This is a genomic window from Streptomyces sp. NPDC031100 (assembly GCF_055570785.1).
The window spans coordinates 751545-773450 of the sequence record NZ_JBVIGN010000002.1; the positions used below are offsets into that span (position 1 = coordinate 751545).

A 21906-nucleotide genomic window follows, 5' to 3' on the forward strand; every position below is an offset into this window, starting at 1 on the left:
TTTCCACCTGTAGGGTCCGGGCGAGGAGTCCCAGAGGGGACGCAGGTGCGAGACGGCAAGGTGGCGCGAGCGATGGGGCTGAGCCTGGCGGCGGCCGAGAAATGGGTGGAACGCTGGGAACTCCAGCAGCAGCGGTACGCCGTCGACCGCGAGGACCGCTTCACGGTGATCGCCGATGTCGTCGAGCACATCACCGCGGGACGCACGAGCCGGCCCCTGATCGTCGACCTCGGCTGCGGACCGGGCTCGCTGGCGGCGCGACTGGCCCGGCGGCTGCCGGCGGCGGAGATCGTGGCGGTGGACCGGGACCCCTTGCTGCTGGAACTGGCCCGCAGCCACCACGCCGACGCGGCCCGCTACCTCGACGCCACGATCGGCGAGGACGGCTGGACGCAGGCCCTGGCCCTGGACCGCCCGCTGGACGCCGTCGTGTCGACGACCGCCCTGCACTACCTGGACCCGCGCACGCTGGACCGGGTCTACCGGGAACTCGCCAGGCTGCTGCGGCCTGGCGGCGTCCTCGTCAACGGCGACCACTTCCCGCAGGGCGATGCCGTGCTGGCCGAGCTGGCAGCGTGTGTCGGCCGCCGCCGGGCCGAGCGGCGGCGCGCCTTCGCCCACGAGGACTGGACCTCCTGGTGGTCGGCGGTCGCCGAGGACCCCGAACTGGCCGACCTCCTCGCCGAACGCCGCAGCCGGCAGCCGGTGACCGGAACCGGCTGTACGGCCCGGCTGCCCCTGTCCGGCCACATCCACCTGCTGCGTCAGGCGGGGTTCGGACGGGCCGGCGCCGTCTGGCAGTACGGCGACAGCCACGTCGTCGTCGCGATCCGCTGACCCCGCGAAGGGCTCAGCAGTCCCGGAACTCCGGTGACTGGTTGAGGATCTGGGCGCGCAGGGAGGTGAAGCGGGTGTGGGTGGCGCCGCCGCGCGCCTCGGGGCGGAAGGCGGCGACCCGGTGGCAGTTCTGGAAGGCGAGGGCGATGCCGAAGTGCCGTTCCAGGCTGCCCCGGATCGCGTCGCTGGACAGGGCGCGCAGGAGCTGGCCGCGCTCCTTCTCGGAGGGCGGCGGGGTCTGGTTGTCGGCGAACTCCGGCGTGCCGGACCGCAGTTCCTCAGCCAGGCGGGCGATGAGGTCGTAGGCGTACGGCAGGGAGGTGCGCACCGTTTCCACGAAGTCCTGCTCCCGCACCTCGCCGTTCTCGGCTTCGGCGAGCAGCTGCGGGGAGACATCGAGCGACATGAAGGGCTGTCCTGTTCTGTGGTTCTGTTCTTGAGGGGGTGGCGTCAGGCGAAGGCGGTCAGTGCTGCGGGGCCGTGCCGGAAGTCCGGGTCGACCTGGGTGGCGAGGTCCTGGCCGGTGGCCTCGTTGGCCCAGGCGGCGGCGTTGCGCAGATGGAAGTCGACGGCGTGCTTCTGGAAGGCGGCCCAGTCCTTGGTGCGGGCATCCACAGCTGCGCGCAGCCGGTCCAGTGCGCGGGCGTTGTGGGGCTCCAGCTCGCCGTGACCGTCGCGGCCCTGCTCCTGGGCGCGCACGTACGACGACTGCTCGCAGTGGGCGATCAGATCCACGCCGACGTGGCCGCGCAGGAAGGCCAGGTCGTCCTCGCCGGTGACCTTGTTGCCGACGACGGCGACCGGGATGCCGAACTCGGCGGCGTGGTCGCGGTACTGGCGGTAGACGGAGAGGCTTTTGCGGGTCGGTTCGACGACCAGGAACGTCATGTCGAAACGGGTGAACAGACCCGAGGCGAAGGCGTCGGCGCCGGCGGTCATGTCGACGACGACGTACTCACCGGAGCCATCGATCAGGTGGTTGAGGTAGAGCTCGACCGCGCCGAGCTTGGAGTGGTAGCACGCCACGCCGAGGTCGCTCTCGCCGAAGGCGCCGGTCACCATCAGCGGTACGCCGCCGACCTCCTGCACGTGGTGGCCGTGGATCTCGTCGTCGCCCAGCAGGCGCAACAGCCGGGAGCCGCGGCCCGGCGGTGTCGTCTTGACCATGGCGTCGCGGGACGGGATCCGCGGGTTCGTGCCCCGCAGGTAGTCCTTGATCTCGCCGGTGCGCGCGCTGAGCGGCGGGGCGGTGAACAGCTCGTCCTCGTCGAGGCCAAGGGCGTACGCCAGGTGCTGGTTGATGTCGCCGTCGATGGCGACGACCGGCGCGCCCGAACGCGCCAGATGACGGGAGAAGAGCGCGGACAGCGTCGTCTTGCCGCTGCCGCCTTTGCCGACGAATGCGACACGCATGGCTAGCCACCTCTATTGGAAATGGATTTCATGAGCATATGCTTGGGGTGCGAGAGGGCGGTGTCAAATCGCTCGTTTCCCAACTTGCTCGCTTCCCACGCGAGTTGGGCTGCCTCTGGCGCAAACAGGAGACTCTTTGACCCATACGGAGGAGACGCGGAGATGAGCGATGCCGCAGGCGGCCGTCGGGGCCGCCCTTTCACCCTTGTCGTCTGCGGCTCATGTGACGCCGCCGCGACCGGACGGCTGATGGACGGCCTGCGGCGCGCGGTCCGAGGCTGCCCACACGGGGTCATGGTCTCCACCGGTTGCCTGGGGAAGATGCTGCACTGTCGGAGCGGCCGGGGCCTGCATGCCGCCGTGCAGCCGTGCGGGGTCGACCGCACACCCCGTGGGGTCGCCGTACGCCTTGGCCCGTTGGTGACGGAAGCCGACGCCGAGGTGGTCGGGGCGTGGCTGCGGGCCGGGATGCCCGACGACGGCTCGCTGCCCGATCGGCTGCGCGCGGCCCCGGCGCCGCAGCAGGTGGCACATCTCAACTGACGAACTGTTCCTGGATGCTGTGCGTCAGCCGAGGTCGCGTACGCCGAGGCGCAGGTGCTCGATGTGATGGACGGCCTGGTCGAGGAGCTGGGCGACGTGGTCGTCGTAGAGGCTGTAGACGATGCGGCGGCCGTCGCGACGGCCGGTGACCAGGCCGAGGGCGCGCAGCAGGCGCAGTTGGTGGGAGACGGCAGATTGTTCCATGCCGACGGCGCGGGCGAGTTCGCCGACGGGGTAGGGGCGTTGCCGCAGGGTGGTGAGGATCAGCAGGCGGGACGGTGTGGCGAGGGCTTGGAGTGTCGTGGCGACGGAGGCGGCGGTGGCTTCGTCGAGCCGGGCGGCCGCGAGGACGTCGCGGCCGCCGGCGTCGAGGTCATCGGCGTGCACGGGCGCGGGCCTCGCGCGGTGGGCGGATCAGCTGGAGGGCCAGGGTGGCGGGCGGTTCGGCGATGCCGGGTCCGCCCGCCTGCGCCCAGCGCAGCAGGTCGTCGGTGCTGTCGTCGTCCAGGGCGAAGCCCACCCAGACCGCGCGGCCTCCGGCCCGGCGCCCGGCGGTTGAGGGCTGGACGACGATGACGTTGGCCTGGTCACAGGGGCCGAGGCAGTCCGTCGTACGGACCTGGAAGCCGTGTTCCGCCGCGCCGGCGCGCAGTCGGTCCAGTTGCCAGGCGTGGTCGGTGCCGGGGTGCTTGCGCGGATTGCCGCAGCAGCAGCCCCGGCACACGACGAGCGTGCAGGGGCGGGGAGCGGCCGCCCGGATGACGGACCGGTTCACAGCGCGGTCCGGGACGGCACGCCGTACGTCCGGATCCGGCCGTCCCGCCACGCGACGGCCAGCAGGTGCGGGCCTGCCCAGGCCAGTGCGGCGACCGCCGCGCCCGTGCCGTCCAGTTCACGCACGGGCCGCAGGCGCGCCTGGGGCCGCCCGGCCGTGGCGTGCCACAGGGCTACGGTGCCGTCGGCGCCGCCGCTCGCCAGATGCCCGGCCGCGCCCGGCCGCCAGGCCAGCGCGGTCACCGTCTCGTGGCAGCGGAGCGAACGCGGTGCGGTGCCCTCCGGGCCCTTGCCGGAGAAGTCCCACACGGTCACGTCCGGTGCGCCGTCGGCGGCCAGCCAGAAGCCGGTGTCGTCGAAGGCGAGCCGGGAGACCTTCTCCGGGTAGCCGGACATGGTGAGTTCGCCGCCGTCTCGCGCCCTCCAGATATGGATGGAGGCGTCCTGGTTGCCGCTGCAGATCCACCTCCCGGTGGGTGCGACGGCGAGTGCGAGGTGCGAGCCGACGTAGGGGTAGGTGGCGACCGGTTTCTCGGTGTGCCGCTCGTGGCAGCGCACGGCCCCGTACGCGGCCACGGCCAGGCGCCGCCCCTGCCGCATCCAGGCGAGGTCGGTGACGGTCGACGCAGCGGGCTCAGTACGCCACAACTCGCCGCCGTCCGCGTCGAGTACGAGTGCGCGGCGGCCAGAGGCGACCGCGACCCGGGTGCCGTCGGCCCAGGCGGCGGCCGCCGACCAGGCGCCGGACTCCCGCACCGTCGTGCGCCCGTCGGAGCGGCGCCACAGCGCGTACCCCATCGGTCCGGTCGCCACCACGTGCCCGGCATCCGGGGAGAGCGCGACCGCGAGTGCACCTCCGGGAACCTCGAACGCCCCGATCTCGGCGCCCATCGCCGCGTCGAGAACCTTCACGGCCCCCTCGGCCCCCGCGACGGCGACCAGATCACCTCGTGCACTGAGCGCGACGGGTGCATCGTCGACGCCGGCCTCCCAGGCGAGCGGGGACTGAACCGTCGTACTCACGCGGCCGCTCCCGCCGTGGCCAGGCAGTCGGCGAAACCGCGTTCGAGGGCCTCGCGGTCGAGGTTGCGGCCGATGAACACCAGCTTGTTCGTGCGGGGTTCGCCCTCGCACCAGTCGCGTCCGAAGGTGCCGTCCAACAGCATGTGGACGCCCTGGAAGACGTACTGCTTGGGCGCTCCGGCGATGGCCAGGATGCCCTTGGAGCGGAAGAGGTCGACGCCCTTGGTGCGCAGCAGGGTGCCGAGCCAGGTGTTGAGACGGTCCTCGTCGAGCTCGCCCGCCAACTCGATGCCGACCGAGGTGACGGTGGTGTCGTGCTGGTGCTCGGTCTCGGTGAGGAAGGCGGGATCGTCGGCGAGTACCCGCTCGAGGTCGAACGCGCCCACGTCCAGCACTTCGTGCAGATTGATGCGCGCGTGCTTCGCGGGGATGATCCGCACTCCGCCGTTGATGGCCCGGATGCGGCGCACGACCTGTCCGATGGTTTCCTCGTCGGCCAGGTCGGTCTTGTTGAGGACGACGCGGTCGGCGAAGGCGATCTGCTCGACGGCCTCGTTCTCCACGCCCTCCGGCTTGATCTCGTCCAGGTGCTGGAGCACGTGGGCGGCGTCGACGAGCGTGACGATGGCGTCCAGCCGCAGCTGGGCGGCGATCTCGTCGTCCATGAAGAAGGTCTGCGCGACGGGCGCGGGGTCGGCGAGGCCGGTGGTCTCGATGAGGATGTGGTCGAACTTCTCGCGGCGCCGCATCAGCGCGCCCAGGATGCGGATCAGATCTCCGCGCACGGTGCAGCAGATGCAGCCGTTGTTCATCTCGAAGATCTCCTCCTCGGCGTCGAGGACGAGGGCGTCGTCGATGCCGACCTCGCCGAACTCGTTCTCGATGACGGCGATCCTCAGGCCGTGGTTCTCGGTGAGGATGCGGTTGAGGAGGGTGGTCTTGCCGGAGCCGAGGAAGCCGGTCAGGACGGTGACGGGGACCCGTTCATCGCGTGGCTCTTCGGTTACGGGGGTGGTCAAGTCGGTCTCCTAGTCGTGCTGTTCAGCGGCGAGCAGGGCGGCTCGCAGGTCGTCCTCGGTGATCTGGTCGGCGGGGCGGTGCAGGGTCCAGCGGCGGGCGTCGCCCTCCATCGGCAGCACGACGACGACCGTTTCCAGCGGCGGGCAGCCCGGTTCGGTACAGGCGAGCTGGCGGATCAGGACGGCGGTGTCGTCGTCGAGATCGAGGAGAGTGCGCACGGTCTCCTTCAGCTCGCGCAACTGTGGACTGGGCCCCGGGGGCCCGGGGCGCGATCCCAGTGGCATGGGGGTTCTTCTCCTTCGTTCCCGGACGGCCGGCCTCCGTCTGTGCGGGCCAGACAGTCGGCGCAGACGCCGGTGAGTTCGACGGTGTGCTCGACCGCGGTGAAGCCGGTGTCGGCGGCGATCCGGCCCGCCCACTCCTCGACGACCTCGGAGTCCACCGGCCGGCTGCGACCGCAGTCGCGGCACATCAGGTAGTGGCGGTGTCCGTCGGCGGGGCGCAGCCGGTAGAGCCGCCCGCCGGCCTCGTCGCGTACGACATCGACGCCGCCGTCCGCCTCCAGCTCGCGCAGGGCGCGGTAGACGGTGGTCAGGCCGATCGCGTGATCGCCGGACACCAGAAGGGCGTACAACTCCTGGGCCGAGACGAAGTCCTGGCAGCCCGCGAGTGCGCGCGTGACGGCCTTGCGTTGTCGGGTCATCCGGCCGCCCATGGCGCATCACCCCCTATGGCTTGTGCCGGGTCGGCACGCTCCACCGTAGATGGAAATGAAATCCATGTCCATATGAACGCCCGGTCATGTGTGGGTGGGTGGCATCGCCCGGGTTCAGCAGTGCTGCCGGAGCAATCAGACGGCAACGGCCCGCCGCACCTGCGCGGGTACGGCGGGCCGTGGGGCTGGGCGAGTCAGGGCTGGCCCTCCGTGCGGGCCCGGGTCCAGGCGGCCTCGCGCAGGAGCCGCAGGCCGTTGAGGCCGACGATGACGGTCGAGCCCTCGTGGCCGAGGACGCCGAGGGGCAGGGGGAGGGCGGCGGTGAGGTCCCAGACGACCAGGCCGGAGATGAACAGGGCGGCGATGGCCAGGTTCTGCACCACCAGGCGGCGGGCCCGGCGGGAGAGGGCGATGACGGCGGGCACGGTGGCCAGCTCGTCGCGCACGATCACCGCGTCGGCGGTCTCCAGGGCCAGGTCAGAGCCGGCTCGGCCCATGGCGATGCCGGTGTGGGCGGCGGCCAGGGCGGGCGCGTCGTTGACGCCGTCCCCCACGACCAGGACCTTGCGGCCGGCCTGCTCCAGTTCCCTGACCGCGGCCACCTTGTCCTGCGGGAGCAGTCCGGCGCGGACGTCGGTGATGCCGACCTCGGCCGCCAGGTGGGCGGCGGCGCGGGGATTGTCACCGGTGACCAGCGTCGGCGGCGTTCCGGCGAGTGAGGTGAGCGATGAGATGGTGGCGGCGGCGTCCGGCCGCAGTCGGTCGGCGATGCCCAGAACCCCGGCCGGCGTGCCGTCGGCCACCACCAGGACCGCGGTACGCCCGCCGTCCTCCATTTCGGCGGCGACGGCGGTGTGCGCGCCCTCGGCACCGGACAGCAGTCGGGCGGGGGAGCCGACCGCGATCTCGCGGCCGTTCACGGTGGCGGTGACTCCGGCGCCTGGGGTGGAGGTGAAGTCCTCCGCGACGGGCAGGGCGAGACCACGGGCACGGGCGGCGTTCACGACGGCGCGGGCCAGCGGATGCTCGCTGGGGTGCTCGGCCGCCGCGGCGAGCCGCAGCAACTCTCCCTCCGTCAGCCCGGATCCGGACAGCGGACGGACGTCGGTCACGCGCGGGGTGCCCTCGGTGAGCGTGCCGGTCTTGTCCAGAGCGACCGTATCGATCTGGCCGAGGCGCTCCATCACTACGGCCGACTTCACGAGGACACCGTGCCGTCCGGCGTTGGCGATCGCGGACAGCAGCGGCGGCATGGTCGCCAGGACGACCGCACACGGCGAGGCGACGATCATGAAGGTCATGGCCCGCAGCAACGACCCGGTCAGCGCGGCGCCGAACGCGAGCGGCACGGCGAACACGGCGAGCGTGGCCGCCACCATGCCGATGGAGTAGCGCTGTTCGACCTTCTCGATGAACAACTGGGTCGGCGCCTTCGTCTCCGACGCCTCCTCGACCATCTGCACGATCCGGGCGATCACCGAGTCCGAGGCGTCCCGCTCGACCTTGATCCGCAGTGCGCCGGTGTCGTTGAGGGTGCCCGCGAACACCTCGTCGCCCGGTTCCTTCGCCACGGGCAGCGGCTCGCCCGTGATGGTGGCCTGGTCCACCTCGCTCGCCCCGTCCAGCACCCGCCCGTCGGCGCCGATCCGCTCGCCGGGCCGCACCAGGACCGTGTCCCCGACGGCGAGCCCGGCGGTGGGCACGGTCTCCTCGGTACCGTCGTCGTGCAGCCGGGTCGCGGTGGCCGGGGCGAGGTCGAGCAGTCCGCGAACCGATTCGGCGGTGCGGGCGGTGGCCAGGGCCTCCAGGGCGCCGGAGGTGGCGAAGATGACGATCAGCAGGGCGCCGTCCATGACCTGTCCGACGGCTGCCGCCCCGAGTGTGGCCACGATCATCAGCAGGTCGACGTCGAGGGTCTTCTCCCGCAGCGCCTGCAGTCCGGCCAGCGCCGGCTCCCAACCGCCCGCAACGTAGGCGAGCCCGTACAGCGATCCCCACATCCCGGCGGGTGCGCCGGTCAGCTGCAGCGGGAGTGCGAGCAGGAACAGCACTGTGGCCGCCGCGGCCCAACGGGCCTCGGGCAGTGCGAAGACCCGGGTTCGCCGCCGGGAGGGGGCGTCCGGGCGCGAGGTCGCGGCGGGCGCGGGCCGCTCGGTCAGGGTGGAAGACATGACGAAGAACCCTTCGGGAGGGCAGGACGGTTCGACTCGACCACCATACAGGTACATATGAAGACCTCTTCAAGTGTTGCTTGTATGATGGCCACCATGGGCCATGGAGCAGCTCCCGCCGACAACCCCGTCCCGCGCACGCGCCTGGACGCGGACAGCGCCGACCGGGTGGCCACCACCCTTCAGGCCCTGGCCACCCCCTCCCGGCTGCTGATCCTCTCCCGCCTGCGGGAGGGTCCGTGCCCCGCCACCGAACTCGCCACCGAGGTCGGCATGGAACAGTCCGCCTGCTCCCACCAGCTGCGCCTGCTGCGCAACCTCGGCCTGGTCGTCGGCCGACGCCAGGGCCGCTCGGTGATCTACGCGCTCTACGACAACCACGTCGCCGAACTCCTCGACCAGGCCGTCTACCACATCGAGCACCTGCGGCTCGGACTCAGCGATGCCGCGGACGCGGACCCGGCGGAGGAGGCCACGCTCGGCGTGAGCCGTTGATCAGAGGCGCGGCGGGCGGCACAACTCGGCTGAGAGGGCGATGCCTGCTGGAGTATCTGGGGCCCCGCGGGCGCTCACGCCTTCGATACCCCAATGACGCATCGTGTGACGCGCATCGCCAAGGAGGCGGGGACTCGCCCTCGGCTGCTGACGCCCGCATCCGCCCGTTGGCCAGCCGGACCGGTTGAGCTTCCGGCGACCGTCGGCGCAGGGAGGGCCACCGGGTTCACAACCGCAGCGCGGGAGGCACGCCTCGTCCTCGCGGCGGGCTGGGTCACTGACCCGGTGCCGTTCGACGCGAGGACGAGGTTTTCACGGGGTGAACGTCAGAACTGGAGCGCCCAGGAGTCGATCTTCCCGGTGTCCAGGGCCGCGTTGTCGCTGACCCTCAGCTTCCACGTGCCGTTGGCCACCTCGGAGGAGGCGTTGACCGAGTACGTGGTGTTGATGTCGTCCGAACTGCCGCCGGTGCCATACGCCTTGAGGGTGTAGGCCGTGCCGTCGGGGGCGATCAGCTGGACCTGGAGGTCGCCTATGTAGGTGTGGACGATGTGGACCTCGACGGCGAGGGCGGCGGGCGCGTTGCCCGTCACTCCGCTGACCGTGACCGGGGACTCCACGGTCGAGTTGTCGTTGATCGCGTAGTCGGTGGTGTTCTCGAAGCGCGGGCCGGGCGGGGTCGTCGTGCCGCCGCCGACGTTCAGCAGGCGGTTGGGTGAGCCCGTGCCGGGGTTGCCGACGACGCCGGTGGAGGCGGCGGCGACGAGTCCCGAGGCGACCTGCGCGGGGGTGGAGCCGGGGTGGTCGGCCAGGTAGACAGCTGCTGCTCCGGTGACGTGCGGTGTCGCCATCGACGTACCGGAGATGGTGTTGGTGGCGGTGTCGCTGCTGTTCCAGGCCGAGGTGATCGAGGAGCCCGGCGCGAAGATGTCCAGGATGGAGCCGTAGTTGGAGAAGCTGGAGCGAGCGTCGCTGGAGGTGGTCGAGCCGACCGTGATGGCCTCGCTCACCCGCGCGGGGGAGTAGTTGGAGGCGTTGGCGCTGTCGTTGCCCGCCGCGACCGCGAACGTGACACCGGAGGCGATGGCGTTGCGGACTGCGGTGTCGAGAGCGCTGTCGGCGCCGCCGCCGAGGGACATGTTGGCGACGGACGGGCCCGAGTGGTTCTGGGCGACCCAGTCGATACCTGCGACGACCTGGGCGGTGGTGCCGGAGCCGGAGTTGTTCAGCACGCGCACGGCGACGATCTTCGCCTTCTTGGCGACGCCGTAGGAGTTTCCGGCGACGGTGCCGGCGACGTGTGTGCCGTGGCCGTTGCCGTCCTGGGCGGTGTTGTCGTTGTCGACGGCGTCGTAGCCGTAGGAGGCGCGCCCGCCGAAGTCTGTGTGCGTGATGCGGACACCGGTGTCGATGATGTACGCCGTCACGCCCTGCCCGGCCGAGTCCGGGTAGGTGTACTTGCTGTCCAGCGGGAGGTTCTTCTGGTCGATGCGGTCCAGGCCCCAGGAGGGCGGGTTGGTCTGGGTCGCGTCGATGTGAAAGGTGCGGTTCTGGACGACGGACGCGACGGCCGGGTCGGCGGCGAATCGTTTTGCCTCCGCCTTGGACGCCTCGATCGCATAGCCGTTCAGGGCCTTGCGGTACGTGCGCTCGATCGTGGCGCCGTAGCGCTTGGCCAGGGCCCGGCCCTCGGCGGAGCCGGCCTTCGCCGCGTTCGCCTTCAGGGTCACGAGGTAGCTGCCGGCGACGGAGTTCGCCGCCCCCTCGTACTGGATGCGGCCTTCGGGAGCGGCTGGAGCCGCGTCGGCGGGGACGGCGGAGACGAGGCCTGCGACGAGCATCGCGGTGGCCGTCGCGCTGATCGCGGCCAGTCTTCGCCTGGAATGACGCATCACTGCCATCTGAGGGATCCTCCTCAATCGGTGGTGCGCTAGTGGGGGTAGTGCGGGCACCGAAACGACACGGCGAGTTAATCGGTCGTGAGCATGTCAAGTTCAGGGACTTCCATCGGGCCCTCGCCTGTGCTTCTCCTGTGCGTCAGTCGAAAGATTGAGCCCTCTAAAGGAATCGCACAAGGGCTCTGCGTAGACGTAACAGACGTGTCACACCGGACATGACACCCCATCGGTTGGTGTGTGTGGGGAAAGTGCTGGTGACAGTCGCTTGTTGATGACCGACCGCGGTCGGCACGGTCTCCAGTCCCGCCTCCCACCTCGCGAGGCCGCAAGCGAAGGTGCGCCGGCACGGCCCACCGCTGACCCCTTCGGTGCGTCACCAGCGTTCGGACCGGTCTCGATGAACCGGCCGAGGCGCAGGAGGTACGCCGCAAGGACCGCTGCGCCCTGCCCGGTTCGGCCGCGCGCTCGCCGACCCGATCTGCTGTCGTATCCTGCTCGCCCTGCGCGAAGCTCCGGCCTGCCCAGCCGATCTCGCCCATGCGCTCGGGATCTCCCGCACCCGGCTGTCGAACCACCTTGCCTGCCTGCCTGCGCGGCTGCGGCCTGGTCGTGGCCATCCCCGATGGACGTCGCACCCGCTACGAGCTGGCCGACGAACGAGTCGATCACGCGCTGGACGACCTGCGCACCGTCGTGGTGGCCATCAAGACGGACCGGACATGCGCCGATGCCGACGGCCAGGGGTGCTGCTGATGACCGCGACATACCTCGAACCGCCCCCGGCACGCCGCGATTTCCTCGCCCGCCGCATACGCCTCCTTGTGGCCGCGACGCTCACCTACAACGTGATCGAGGCGATCGTCGCCGTCACCGCCGGCGCTCTCGCCACTTCCACCGCGCTGATCGGCTTCGGCCTGGACTCCGTCATCGACGTCTCATCGGCTGCCGCTTGCCAGGCAGTTCTCCGCGGCCGACCACGCGGTGCGCCAGGCCCGCGAGAAGACCAGCCTGCGGATCATCACGGTGTCCTTCTTCGCGCTCGCCGCCTGTCTCAGCGTCGACGCCGTCCGCGCCTTGGTCGGCACCGGCGAGGAGGAACGCTCCATCCCCGGCGTCGCCCTCGCCGCCCTGCCCCTGGCGGTCATGCCGTTGCTGTCCGCGGCCCAGCTCCGCGCCGGCCCGGCCGGGAACTCGGCTTTGCCTCGGCGGTCGCCCCGGGCGGTCGATGCGGCGGCAGTGACGTGGTCGATCGGGGCCTGGGCAGGCGGTCCCCGGGAGCGGTGCAGGAATCCTGCCCGAGCAGCCGACCCGCCGCACGGCGGCACGCCCCGGTGCGAAATACTCTCCCGATGAGTTCACGCACTTCCCCGATCAGCCAGCCGATCACGATACGGAGGGCCGTTGCGCGGGATGCCAAACGGCTCACGCGGCTCGTGCGTGGCTCAGGCGCCTACGCGGGTAAGTACGCAGCCGCAGTCGCGGGCTACCGAGTCGGGCCTGATTACATCGAGGCCCACCGCGCCTTTGTGGCCGTCGGCGCCGACGAGCATGGAGGCCGGGTCCTCGGGTTCTACTCGCTCGTCCTCGCTCCACCGGAGCTCGACCTGCTGTTCGTCGCTGACGAAGCGCAAGGACGGGGTATTGGACGGCTGCTCGTCGCGCACATGCAGTCCGAGGCCCGTGCCGCCGGGCTCGACCGTGTCAAGGTCGTGTCGCATCTGCCCGCCGAGGACTTCTACCACCGCGCAGGTGCAGTGCGGATCGGGACCGCGCTCGCGAATCCGCCCGCCGTGCCGTGGGACCGTCCCGAATTCGAGTTTCGCGTGTCTTCGGAATGACGCGGTTTGCCGGTTTGCAGGGCACCCGGCTTCGCTTGCATGGTGGCCGGCATGCAGAGCCGTTGGACGAGCCGATCAGCGAAGCAGCCGCCGGGACGATCCGCAGAATGGCCATGTCCCGAATGCGTGCTGGTGCGATCGGGAGATTTGGCGTCGGGGTGAAGAGCGTACTGGTTGTCGACGATGCCGTCGTGCCCTCAAGGAGCGGGACGACTGATGCTTTCGGCTTGGAGAAAACAGAGGCTGCCTACAACGCCGCATGCGACACACTGTTGGAGTGTGAAGCAGCGGGCGGGCACGAGGTCCGCCGTGAGACGACGACAGAGCGCCGTGAACGGGACGACGGCGCGAGACGGGCAGTTCTCAGGCGCAGCGAAGGCCGTTGTGAGAACCCGGAGTGTCTTCTGCCGGATCTGCCGTATCGCACGACGACGGGAGAACCGCTCCTCGAAGTCGATCACATCGACAACCATGCGGCAGGTGGGCGCGACTACCCGAGCGCGATGATTGCCCTCTGCCCTAATTGCCATGCCGACAAGACTCGTGGCGCAGACCAGGATGAGCTGAGGGAGCGGCTCCGGGCGGTGGCTCTGCGACGTCACCAAGCGCTGCGGGGCAAGGGCCGGGACTGAAGCCGACTGCCCGAGGCCGCGTGCCTCGGGCAGCAGCGACGCGCCCGCTCGGGACACGTGCGCCGGAAGTGCTGCGTCTACTGCTGGAGCGGCGCAGGGATCACGCGGGCTTGGCCGCCGGACATGCGTACGACGGTCCAGGTTGGCCTGGGCCCTTGTGGCTTTTCCGGCCACAGCGACCGGCTACCGTCGGCTGCTCGCCCGGGCCCGCAAGCTGGGTAAGGTGCGCCGGGCCGGTGTGGAGGGCACCGGCACCTTCGGAGGGGTCCTGTCCCGTTACCTGCTGCTCAGCAGGTCCAGGTGTATGAGGTGAACCGGCCCGACCGCACCGCTCGCCGTCTGCTCGGGAAGTCGGACCCGCTCGACGCGCAGGCTGCTGCGCGGGACGTGCTCAATGGCCGCGCCCGGGCCAGGGCCAAAACGGGCGACGGTCCGGCGCACAGCGCCCGGTTGTTCAAACTCGCCAAGGATTCCGCGGTCAAGGCTCGCACCGCACCCAGGCCATCAATCAGCTCAAGGCTGTCCTGGTCATAGCCCAGGTCACCCGTATGACCCTGCGCATGCTCGCCGAGCGCATCGAACAGCTCACCGGGCAGATCGATGAGCTGAGCCAGCGCCTGACCCGGCTCGTCGAACGCCACGCACGCAGCTGCTCATACCGGTGGGTATCGGCCCGGACAGGCCGTCACTCTCTTGATCACCATGGGGGGCAGTCCCGAGCGGCTGAGCACCGAAGCGTCCTTTGCCGCTTGGTGCGGAGTCAGTCCCATCGAGTGCTCCTCCTGCCGTCGTACCTCGCGCCGGCTCAACCATGGCGGCGACCGGCAGGCCAACGCTGCCCTGCACCGCATCGTGTTCACCCGGCTGCGCGTCGATCCCCGCACCCAGGCGTGCTACAAACGCCGTACCCAAGAGGGCAAGACCGGGCTGAGATCATCCGATGCCTCAATCGACATGCCGCCCGAGAGGTCTTCAACCTGCTCAGAACGGTACCTACCGATCCCCCGTTATAGGGGCGTGTGAGAGAGGCGTTCGACGGCAAGCCCCTGCAGACGCGGCCGGCGGGGGCTTCCGGGCGGGTGTGCTGCAGCCCCGGCGTCGGCACCGTTGCCCCTCGGGTTCTCCTCCACCGAGCACTCGACACGAGGGCACAGTGATGACGCACGTCTTACGGCAAATCCGGCCGGGGCCCTTGGCGACAACAGTCATAGCCTTCGCCCCCGCAAAGCCGAACGCCCCTGGAGGTGTCTGAGGCTATGCCTGCCCCCGCCGAGGGGCGCACGGGCTTCTCGTCCGCAGGCTGTTCATTCGCGGAAGCTGCGACCTGTTCTGCCTGATGGACGCTGCCGACCGACATCGTCCGCCCCCCTGCAGGCCCGCGAGGTGCGGGTGGACCGCGAGATGCTCGCCCTCGGGTACGCGGGCGTGTACTCCGGGTTCCTCCGGCACGCCGTTGCCGCGGCGCGCCGTCACGGCCTGGACACCCGGGCGATCCCTATCGAAACCGGCCGGCGCAGGATGGTCGGCGGCCAGGCGGGCATGATCACGGACATTGCGCTCGACCTCGCGGCGGCCGGTTGCGTCGACTGACGCGAGTGATCGGTGCGGTGGCTGTGGTGGCCCGGCGGGGCCGGTGCCACCGCTGTCCACGTCAGAGGACGGACGGCGATATCAGCGGTTCGTGTCGGCGTCACCTTCGTCATTCGGAGGGTCTCCTTGTCTCCTGCCGCCCGGAGGGGAGTCGTCCCCGTGCTCTTCCAGCAGTTCGAGGAGCGCGGCATCCGCTCTCCTCTGGTCTTCCTTCGTCAGCTCGACCGGTGCGTTGTTGTAGACGGTGTAGCGACCTGGATCGATGATGTTGGCGGCCCTCAAGCTGAACGTCAGCAGGGGCCGCCAACCCTTGCGGTGGCCGACCCGCACCTGTATCTGGGCCTTGTAGTCACGGGCCTCCGGGAGGAATCCGGAAAACGGTGCCTCGAACTCGAGGAAGAGTTGTTGCGCTTCTCTGCCGGACACGACGAATCCGGCGGGCAACTTCGCCTCCTCGTCCGGCCCCGGTTGGAGCCGGGACGGGGAGGACACCCACAGGAGTGGCAGATGAGAGGCGGGCTCATCGGGGAAGGTCAGGATGAGGTCCTGCACGACGATCGGTTTGGGACCGGTGTTGTGCAGGACGAGCGGCAGTCGTAGGCGTGCCGTGGAACCGTGGACGATGGCCGCGAAGGAATGAGGTTCCCACGCCTGCAGGCGTCCCTGTCGGGCGTTGAGCCACCAGAACGACGCGACGGTGAAGAGCAGTGCGCAGACTGACACCACACTGGCGCCGGTAAGCGATGAGGACGCGATCTGATCCGCCGCGACCATCAGCGGAACCACAGAGTCAGTCTGCCAGCCCCGCCGTGGGCTCGCTAACAGGACGAGTGGCCGCCGACAGTCTCCCGGAACGGGTCAGAGGCCGGCGAGGAGTACGAGATACCAGGCGACCAGGGCCGCGCATGTCACCGCGGGGAGGAGCTTGGTCAGCCCGTCGCCCTTGCGTACGTGCGTCGTCACGGCACCGGCGAGCAGCATCAGCAGCCCGATACCGGCCAGCCCGCCGCACAGCGGTACGACCGGGCCGAGGGCCACGCCGATGGCGCCCGCCAGCTCCAGCCCGCCGATGACCCGGTAGGCCGCGGTGGTGAAGCCGGCGTGGGCGGCCAGCTCGGGCATCGGACCCAGGGCCAGAATCTTGGCCGCGCCCAGCAAGGCGAAGATCAACGCGATGAGACAGGTCAGCGAGGTGGAGAGGATCACGAGACGCCCTCGGGGGTGTGCGGACAAGGGGCCTGGCGGCGTTTGGCTCCCAGGCCGGCGAAGTAGGCGATCAGGTCGGGGTTGTCGACCGCGGAGGGATTGAGGACCTGCTCGGCGGGCGCCCCCTGGAGCAGGCGCTTCACCGGGACCTCAAGTTTCTTGCCGGTCCTGGTGTGCGGGATGGCCGGTACGGCGAGGATCTCGTCGGGGACGTGGCGGGGTGAGGCGCCGGTGCGGATCGCGTCGCGGATTTTCTCGCGCAGGGCATCGTCCAGGACGTGCCCGTCCGCGAGGACGACGAAGAGCGGCATCCAGTAGCCGCCGTCGGATTCCTCCGCGCCGATGACGAGGGCTTCGGTGATCTCGGGGAGGCGTTCGACGATGTCGTGGATGTCGGCGCTGCCCAGGCGCACGCCGTTGCGGTTGAGGGTGGCGTCGGAGCGGCCGTGCACGATCACCGAGCCGTGACCCGTGATCGTGATCCAGTCGCCGTGCCGCCACACGCCCGGGTAGGCGGTGAAGTAGGCGTCGCGGTAGCGGGTGCCGTCGGGGTCGTTCCAGAAGTACAGCGGCATGGAGGGCATCGGGCGGGTGACGACCAGTTCGCCGACCTGGTCGACGACCGGCCGTCCCGCGCCGTCGTACGCCGCGAGCGCCACGCCGAGGTTGGGGGCCGACAGCTCACCCGCCCATACCGGGGTGGTGGGTGCGCTTCCGGCGAAGGCGGAGACGACGTCGGTGCCGCCGCTGGTGGAGGCCAACTGGATACCGGCGCCCACGTGGTCGCGGACCCACGGGTAGGTGGATGCGGGCAGGGTGGAGCCGGTGCTGCCGATGGCGCGGACGGCCGACAGGTCGTGCACGGAGGGTTCGATGCCCAGTTTGGCCATGGCCAGCAGGTACTGGGGGCTGGTGCCGAAGACGGTGACCTTGTGGCGGGCCGCCAGCTGCCACAGGATGTCCGGGCGCGCCTGCGGTGCGGGGCTGCCGTCGTAGGTGCAGGTGGTGGCGCCGGTCAGCAGGGTGGAGACGACGAGGTTCCACATCATCCAGTGGGTGGTGGTGTACCACAGCAGGCGGTCCCCGACGCCCAGGTCGCAGTGCAGGCCGAGGGTCTTGAAATGCTCCAGCAGGACGCCGCCGTGGCCGTGGACGATGCCTTTGGGCAGGCCGGTGGTGCCGGAGGAGAAGACGATCCACAGCGGGTGGTCGAACGGGACCGGCGTGATGGCGAGGTACTCGGTGCGGGTGGCCGCGTCCTCCCAGGGCACCGTCAGCTGCGGGTGCCGAGTCTCGGGCCAGGCGAGCCCCAGGTGATCCACGAGCACGGTGGCCTTCAGTGTGGGAAGGGCACCGGCAAGTTCGAGCGATGCGGCGCGGCGGTCGTGGCGGGTGCCGTTGAAGAGGTAGCCGTCGGCCGTGACGAGCACCGTCGGTTCCAGCTGGGTGAAACGGTCGGCCGCAGCCTTGGGCGCGTAGTCCTGGCCGCACACCGACCACACCGCGCCAAGACTTGCGGTGGCGAGGAAGGCGATGACGGCGTGGGGGGTGTTGGGCAGGTAGCCGACCACCCGGTCGCCCTGTCCGACGCCCAGGTCGCGCAGTGTGGCGGCGACCGAGGCGACCCGGGCGCGCAGCTGTCGTCCCGTGATCTCGTAGGCGGCTCCCGTCTCGTCCAGCGCGGTGATCGCGGGTGCGTCCGGGTGCAGGTTGCGCAGGGCGTGGTGGGCGTAGTTGAGGGTGGCGCCGGGGAACCAGCGGACGCCGGGCATGGTCTCCTCGGCCAGCACCCGCTCGTACGGTGTGGCGGCGTCGATGTCGAAGTACTCCCACACCGCGGCCCAGAAGCCTTCCAGGTCGGTGACGGACCAGTGGTGCAGGGCCTGGTAGTCGGTGGGGTCCTGGACGCCGTCGGCGCCCTGGTGCCGGGCGGCCCAGCGGGCGAAGTCCGCGATGCGGCTGCCGACGGCCGCTTCGGGGTCGGGCGGAAGGAAGGGCTCCGGACAAGGCGTGGCGTGCGGGGTGGTCATGGTGTGGTGTTCCTCGTCAGGGTGCGGGCGGGGCTTCGGCGGGGCGGCGGGCCGTGTGCAGCAGGGGAGCCCAGGCGGCGGCGTCCGTGAAGTGGCCGGTGCCGGTGGGGACGGTGTCCAGTACGACGCGGTCGGGGCGCAGCAGGGCGGCGTCGGCCCGGCCGCGTGCCAGCCAGGCGGCCAGGGTGCCGTCGTCGTCCAGGTCGTCGACATGGATCACGGAGGCGTCCAGGGCCGTGGCCACGCCCGTCATGCGCGGGGTGGGCGGCACAGCGGTCAGCAGGGCGAAGGAGTCCCCGAGGGTGTCGTCGAGGCGCTCTCGCCTGCCGTCGTACAGCACAGAGGGTTGTGGGCAGAAGGTGCCGGCCAGTGAACGGCCGGTCAGCCGGGGGCGGCGCCGTACCAGCGGATTGGCCGTCAGTGCGGGGCTGAGGTCGCGGCTCACCGCCGCGGTCACGCCGGGGACGCGGCATACCGCGCCCACCACGGCCCGTCGGAGGGCCGCACCGCGGTCCTGCCCCCCGGTCATGGCCCAGCCGACGGCGACCGCTACACGGATCACGTGGCGGGCGTGCGGCTTGCGCTCCTGCTGGTAGGTGTCCAGCAGACGGTCGTCCGCGCCCTGCTGAAGGACGCGGGCGAGTTTCCAGGTGAGGTTGCGGGCGTCGCGCAGTCCTGCGCACAGGCCCTGCCCGATGAAGGGCGGGGTGAGGTGGGCCGCGTCGCCCAGCAGGAAGACGCGTCCCCGGCGCCACCGGTCGGCGAGGCGGGCCCGGAAGGTGTACCGCGCCTGCCGGATCACCTCGAAGTCGTCGCCCCCGTGGGCAGCGGACGGCAGGTCGACCCAGGGGGCGACCAGCTCGTGCAGCTGCTCCCGCCCCTGCGGGCCGTCCAGGCACTCGTCGTCGTCCAGCCGGAACTCCCAGCGGTAGCGGTCCTCGCCGACCCGCATGAAGGTGGCCGGCCGGGTGGGGCAGCAGATCTGCTCGGCGCCTTCCCAAGTGCGCACCGGGAGGCTGGTGCGTACGTCGATGACCCGCCAGCTCTCCTCGAAGTGCAGGTCCTCCCACACGGCGCCGATGGCGTCGCGGGTGAGGCTGCCGGCGCCGTCGCAGCCGAGGACGGCGTCGGCCCACACGTGCTCGTCCTCGTCGCTGCCGTCGCTGCGGAAGGTGACCCGGACCGGAGCCGTTCCGTCGGTGTCCTGGTTGACGGACACGACCTCCACCCCGCCCCGCAGCTCGCACTCGGGGCGACGGGCCAGGGCGTCGCGCAGCAGCCGTTCCAGCTCCGGCTGGTCGAACATGCTGGTCTGGGGGAAGCCGTGGTGGCCGTGCAGGGACCGCGGGAACTCGGCGATCACGCGGCGCCGGGCGTCCAGCAGCCGCAACCCGGGCGCCGGCCGGGCGAGGGCGGCGAACTCCTCGTGGACACCGACGCTCTGCAGGATCCGGCGAACCTCGTCGTCCACGACGACGGCACGCGGCAGGGGGTAGACGTCCCGGTGACGTTCGAGGAGCAGGCTGCGCACCCCGTACCGGGCGAGCAGGAGCGCGGCCGTGACTCCGACGGGTCCCGCACCGATGATGACCACCGGCCTCCGGGATGCGGCGCTCACGTCGCGTCCGCCACAGCGGTCCGCTGCTCACCCAGGTCGATGCGCCCGTCGGGGGTGGCGATGGTGGCGGTGACGAGGTCACCGTTCTGCAGGTAGTGGGGGTTCTTGGCCTGGCCCTTGAAGAACGCCTTCCACTTCAGTGCGGGCGGCAGCAGGGCAGCGATCTTCTCGACCGGCTTGGGCGGGGCCTTCAGGGCGGTGCCGCCGGGTGTGCCGGTGAGTAGCAGGTCGCCCGGGTCGAGGGCCTGGAAGCGGGCGAGCAGGGTGAGCGCCTGCGCCGGTCGTACGATCATGTCGGCGAGGGTGCGGTCCTGGCGCGGTACTCCGTTGACGTTCAGCCGCAGTCGCAGGTTCAGCAGATGGGCGAAGTCCTCGTCCTCCAGCAGGGCCAGGTAGGGACCGGTCGGGGTGAAGGTCGGGTAGGACTTGCTCTCGTAGAACTGGGTCTTGGTCAGCTGGACGTCGCGGGCGCTGACGTCGTTGGTGAGGACGAGGCCGGCGACGTGGCGGGGGAGGTCCTGCTCTTCGACGACGGTGCCGACGGGCAGCGGCGCGCCCATGACGAGGCCGAGTTCCACCTCGTAGTCGAGGAACTTCACGTGCGCGGGGCGGATGATCGGCTCGTGCGGACCGCTGACCGAGCCCGACGCCTTGCGGAAGAAGGTGGGCGGGATGTCGCCGGTGAACCCCGAATCCTTGGCGTGGCTGCGGTAGTTGACCATCTGGGCGACCACCCGGCACGGGGTGGTGACCGGAGGCAGCGCCACGAGGTCGGCGACGGGTGTGCCGCTGGCGCCGGAGGCGGCGGCGTCGCGGACCGCGTCCCGGTCGGCGATCAGCTCGGCGGTGGTGACCGCCTTGGTCTCGATGCGGACGGCGCGCTCGTCCCGGACGGCCCACCAGCCGTCGGTGGTGCGCAGAACGTTGGTGCTCATGAGCTCATCGCTTTCATCAGGCCCAGCAGGCGTGCGGGGTCGAGTTCGTTGTCGCCGCGCAGGGCCGTCATGACCTCGCGGAGCTTGGCGGGGGACGGGTTGGCGCCCAGGAAGTCGCGGGTGACCGGCGGCCCCCACTGCGCGAGACCGCTCGCCGACATAGGCGCCCATCCGGGTTCGAGATCGCAGGAGAACAGGTCGCCGTCGGCGAAGTGCTCCAGCATGAAGCGGTCGGGGTCGCGCCAGTAGTCGAAGAGCTGGCTGCCCTGGATGTGCCGGCCGATCCCCCAGCTGCGCCGATAGCCGCGCTCGGCCAGGTACTCCCCGCCGGCGGCGATCGCGTCGAGGTCGGTGACCTGGTAGGCGGAGTGGACATAGCCGGTGCCGGGCCCGAGGTGCAGGGCGAGGGTGTGGTGGTCCACGGGCGTGCTGTCCTGGTCACAGCGGATGAAGGCCATGGTCGGCCCGCGCCGGCGCTGCCCGTCCAGGAACAGGAAGTCGGACACGATCATTCCGAGGGTGTCCAGGTACCAGTTCAGGGCTCGCATGAACACCCGTGTCTCCAGCACCACGTGCCCGAGCCGCTGAATACGCGACGGCTCGCGGGGCGGGCGCTGGGTGGCGTTCGTACGGCGGCCTTCGACGCCGGTGTTGAGGATCAGCGGCTGCTGCTCGGGCAGGGCGGGCAGCTGCTGGACGCAGTGCACGACCCGGACCGGGAAGCCGGAGGGATCGAGCAGGGTGACCGACTGTCCGCCGCCGGGTACGTCGATGTCCCGGACCTCACTACCGGTCGCGCGGGCGAGCCGGTCCAGATCGCCCCGTTCGGCCGCGCGGAACGCCGGCCCGATGAAGCGGGATGCCGACCCGGAGCGGATGACCATGCAGGGGGAGCCCGCGAAGGTGCCGCGCAGCCACAGTTCCCGCTCGGTGCGGGCGGCGACGGCGAATCCGAAGTCACGGGCAAACACCTCGGCCCGGTCCAGGTCCGGCTTCTCGAACTCCAGCCAGGCCAGATCCGCCACCTTGATCACCGGATTCCGGGCTCGTCCGGGGTGTTCACCGCGCAGGGCGCCCTGCTCACTGTGGAGGTCTTGGTGGGGCGTCAGAGGACCGCCCTTGTCAACGGGGATGTGGGACATGGTGTCCTCCAAGCAACACTGCCGTA

23 protein-coding genes and 3 pseudogenes are annotated in these 21906 nt (G+C 70.7%); 9 read left to right on the forward strand and 17 right to left on the reverse strand.

The features are described 5' to 3' along the window. The first annotated feature begins 72 nt into the window (after positions 1-72). Entirely contained in the window at positions 73-837 is a 765-nt protein-coding gene (locus ACZ5DS_RS07570) for a class I SAM-dependent methyltransferase (RefSeq protein ID WP_468234966.1), read from the forward strand. A gap of 13 nt (positions 838-850) precedes the next feature. On the opposite strand, the gene ACZ5DS_RS07575 is transcribed toward ACZ5DS_RS07570, so the two are convergent. Further along, positions 851-1243 carry an SCO5389 family protein gene (locus ACZ5DS_RS07575; protein WP_468234967.1) on the reverse strand — a complete coding sequence of 131 codons (393 nt, stop codon included), beginning with the start codon at positions 1241-1243 and terminating at the stop codon, positions 851-853. A gap of 44 nt (positions 1244-1287) precedes the next feature. After that, on the reverse strand, positions 1288-2250 hold the full coding sequence (locus ACZ5DS_RS07580; protein ID WP_468234968.1) for an ATP-binding protein: 963 nt from the start codon (positions 2248-2250) through the stop codon (positions 1288-1290). A gap of 162 nt (positions 2251-2412) precedes the next feature. On the opposite strand from ACZ5DS_RS07580, the gene ACZ5DS_RS07585 reads away from it, so the two are divergent. Then, the gene (locus ACZ5DS_RS07585; protein ID WP_468234969.1) at positions 2413-2793 is read left to right on the forward strand and encodes a hypothetical protein; all 381 of its coding nucleotides are present in this window, start codon (positions 2413-2415) and stop codon (positions 2791-2793) included. A gap of 24 nt (positions 2794-2817) precedes the next feature. Here the strand turns inward: ACZ5DS_RS07585 and ACZ5DS_RS07590 are convergent, their stop codons facing one another. The 7 genes from ACZ5DS_RS07590 to ACZ5DS_RS07620 form a co-directional block, all read right to left on the reverse strand. Next, positions 2818-3180, reverse strand: coding sequence for an ArsR/SmtB family transcription factor (locus ACZ5DS_RS07590; protein ID WP_468234971.1), 363 nt, complete (start codon positions 3178-3180; stop codon positions 2818-2820). Further along, positions 3167-3568, reverse strand: coding sequence for a (2Fe-2S) ferredoxin domain-containing protein (locus tag ACZ5DS_RS07595; protein WP_468234972.1), 402 nt, complete (start codon positions 3566-3568; stop codon positions 3167-3169). The genes ACZ5DS_RS07590 and ACZ5DS_RS07595 overlap by 14 nt, the downstream gene beginning before the upstream one ends. Then, positions 3565-4590, reverse strand: a complete 1026-nt coding sequence (locus ACZ5DS_RS07600) for a WD40 repeat domain-containing protein (protein WP_468234973.1) — start codon at positions 4588-4590, stop codon at positions 3565-3567. Before ACZ5DS_RS07600 ends, ACZ5DS_RS07595 begins: the two co-directional genes overlap by 4 nt. Then, a complete protein-coding gene (locus ACZ5DS_RS07605) occupies positions 4587-5609 on the reverse strand; it encodes a CobW family GTP-binding protein (protein ID WP_468234975.1) in 1023 nt (340 codons plus the stop codon). The genes ACZ5DS_RS07600 and ACZ5DS_RS07605 overlap by 4 nt, the downstream gene beginning before the upstream one ends. Positions 5610-5618: 9 nt before the next feature. Then, a complete protein-coding gene (locus ACZ5DS_RS07610; RefSeq protein WP_450868766.1) occupies positions 5619-5828 on the reverse strand; it encodes a hypothetical protein in 210 nt (69 codons plus the stop codon). Between the two features lie 8 nt (positions 5829-5836). Next, positions 5837-6313 carry a Fur family transcriptional regulator gene (locus ACZ5DS_RS07615; RefSeq protein WP_468234976.1) on the reverse strand — a complete coding sequence of 159 codons (477 nt, stop codon included), beginning with the start codon at positions 6311-6313 and terminating at the stop codon, positions 5837-5839. A 206-nt stretch (positions 6314-6519) separates the two neighbouring features. Beyond that, positions 6520-8496: a heavy metal translocating P-type ATPase gene (locus ACZ5DS_RS07620; protein WP_468234977.1), complete on the reverse strand. Its 1977-nt coding sequence runs from the start codon at positions 8494-8496 to the stop codon at positions 6520-6522. Between the two features lie 96 nt (positions 8497-8592). Between ACZ5DS_RS07620 and ACZ5DS_RS07625 the strand changes: the two genes are divergently transcribed. Further along, the gene (locus ACZ5DS_RS07625) at positions 8593-8991 is read left to right on the forward strand and encodes an ArsR/SmtB family transcription factor (protein ID WP_468234979.1); all 399 of its coding nucleotides are present in this window, start codon (positions 8593-8595) and stop codon (positions 8989-8991) included. Positions 8992-9317: 326 nt separating this feature from the next. On the opposite strand, the gene ACZ5DS_RS07630 is transcribed toward ACZ5DS_RS07625, so the two are convergent. Next, the gene (locus ACZ5DS_RS07630) at positions 9318-10892 is read right to left on the reverse strand and encodes a S8 family peptidase (protein WP_468234980.1); all 1575 of its coding nucleotides are present in this window, start codon (positions 10890-10892) and stop codon (positions 9318-9320) included. Between the two features lie 434 nt (positions 10893-11326). Here ACZ5DS_RS07630 and ACZ5DS_RS07635 point away from each other — a divergent pair. The 4 genes and pseudogenes from ACZ5DS_RS07635 to ACZ5DS_RS07650 all read left to right on the forward strand — a co-directional run bounded on the left by ACZ5DS_RS07635 (position 11327) and on the right by ACZ5DS_RS07650 (position 13359). Then, a pseudogene (locus tag ACZ5DS_RS07635) lies at positions 11327-11642 on the forward strand (ArsR/SmtB family transcription factor). Continuing rightward, positions 11642-12103 (forward strand): annotated as a pseudogene (locus ACZ5DS_RS07640) (cation transporter); the annotation flags it as partial. The pseudogenes ACZ5DS_RS07635 and ACZ5DS_RS07640, both read left to right, overlap by 1 nt. Positions 12104-12238: 135 nt before the next feature. Beyond that, on the forward strand, positions 12239-12727 hold the full coding sequence (locus tag ACZ5DS_RS07645; protein ID WP_468235122.1) for a GNAT family N-acetyltransferase: 489 nt from the start codon (positions 12239-12241) through the stop codon (positions 12725-12727). 62 nt (positions 12728-12789) lie between these two features. Beyond that, positions 12790-13359, forward strand: coding sequence for an HNH endonuclease signature motif containing protein (locus tag ACZ5DS_RS07650; protein ID WP_468234981.1), 570 nt, complete (start codon positions 12790-12792; stop codon positions 13357-13359). A 287-nt stretch (positions 13360-13646) separates the two neighbouring features. Here the strand turns inward: ACZ5DS_RS07650 and ACZ5DS_RS07655 are convergent, their stop codons facing one another. Beyond that, entirely contained in the window at positions 13647-14000 is a 354-nt protein-coding gene (locus tag ACZ5DS_RS07655; RefSeq protein ID WP_468234983.1) for a hypothetical protein, read from the reverse strand. Between the two features lie 61 nt (positions 14001-14061). On the opposite strand from ACZ5DS_RS07655, the gene ACZ5DS_RS07660 reads away from it, so the two are divergent. Then, positions 14062-14382, forward strand: coding sequence for a transposase (locus ACZ5DS_RS07660; RefSeq protein ID WP_468235123.1), 321 nt, complete (start codon positions 14062-14064; stop codon positions 14380-14382). Positions 14383-14677: 295 nt separating this feature from the next. Further along, a pseudogene (locus tag ACZ5DS_RS07665) lies at positions 14678-14949 on the forward strand (4-hydroxy-2-oxovalerate aldolase); the annotation flags it as partial. 81 nt (positions 14950-15030) lie between these two features. Here ACZ5DS_RS07665 and ACZ5DS_RS07670 read toward each other — a convergent pair. The 6 genes from ACZ5DS_RS07670 to ACZ5DS_RS07695 form a co-directional block, all read right to left on the reverse strand. Continuing rightward, complete coding sequence (locus ACZ5DS_RS07670) at positions 15031-15735, reverse strand: hypothetical protein (protein ID WP_468234984.1); 705 nt, start codon at positions 15733-15735, stop codon at positions 15031-15033. A 72-nt stretch (positions 15736-15807) separates the two neighbouring features. After that, positions 15808-16155: a DoxX family protein gene (locus ACZ5DS_RS07675; protein WP_468234985.1), complete on the reverse strand. Its 348-nt coding sequence runs from the start codon at positions 16153-16155 to the stop codon at positions 15808-15810. Beyond that, positions 16152-18185 (reverse strand): acetoacetate--CoA ligase, encoded by a 2034-nt coding sequence (locus tag ACZ5DS_RS07680; RefSeq protein WP_468234987.1) that lies wholly within the window; start codon positions 18183-18185, stop codon positions 16152-16154. Before ACZ5DS_RS07680 ends, ACZ5DS_RS07675 begins: the two co-directional genes overlap by 4 nt. A gap of 16 nt (positions 18186-18201) precedes the next feature. Further along, positions 18202-19803 (reverse strand): bifunctional 3-(3-hydroxy-phenyl)propionate/3-hydroxycinnamic acid hydroxylase MhpA, encoded by a 1602-nt coding sequence (gene mhpA / locus ACZ5DS_RS07685; RefSeq protein WP_468234988.1) that lies wholly within the window; start codon positions 19801-19803, stop codon positions 18202-18204. Beyond that, positions 19800-20738 (reverse strand): fumarylacetoacetate hydrolase family protein, encoded by a 939-nt coding sequence (locus tag ACZ5DS_RS07690; RefSeq protein ID WP_468234989.1) that lies wholly within the window; start codon positions 20736-20738, stop codon positions 19800-19802. The genes mhpA and ACZ5DS_RS07690 overlap by 4 nt, the downstream gene beginning before the upstream one ends. Next, positions 20735-21880, reverse strand: coding sequence for a VOC family protein (locus ACZ5DS_RS07695; protein WP_468234991.1), 1146 nt, complete (start codon positions 21878-21880; stop codon positions 20735-20737). The genes ACZ5DS_RS07690 and ACZ5DS_RS07695 overlap by 4 nt, the downstream gene beginning before the upstream one ends. Between the last annotated feature and the right edge of the window lie 26 nt (positions 21881-21906).